This is a genomic window from Streptococcus sp. CCH8-H5 (assembly GCF_001556505.1).
Taxonomy (GTDB): domain Bacteria; phylum Bacillota; class Bacilli; order Lactobacillales; family Streptococcaceae; genus Streptococcus.
Map to the genome: position 1 here is coordinate 1 of NZ_LSIZ01000001.1, position 409 is coordinate 409.

General features: G+C 44.3%; 1 protein-coding gene. It reads left to right on the top strand.

The genetic code is table 11. The features are described from left to right. On the top strand, positions 1–409 hold a 409-nt coding region (locus AX663_RS00005), incomplete at both ends, for an IS30 family transposase (protein WP_156430735.1).

Here is a 409-nt window from a genome sequence, read left to right on the forward strand (position 1 = left end):
AACAGATTTGTGGCCGCTATCAGCTTGAACAAAAGCCAATGGTAGCTTTTAAAACCATCTATAACTGGCTCTACGCCGGTTTGATTGATCTGGATTTAAGCGTCCTGCGTCGTAAAGGAAAGACTCGACAACCCAAAGAAACACGTGGGACATTTAGGATTGGCACATCAATTGCCAAACGTCCTAAAGAGGTCAGGAATCGTGAGACTTTTGGCCACTGGGAGCTTGATACTGTGGTGTCTTCCAGAGGCAAAAGCAGGGGCTGTTTAGCGACCTTTCTGGAGCGAAAAACGCGCTTTTACTTAGCTTTCAAGATACCAGACAGAACAGCCAAATCCATGTTTTTAGCCATCAAACAACTTTGTAAGCTATTTCCAAAAGAGGCTCTTAAAACCTTCACTTCAGACAG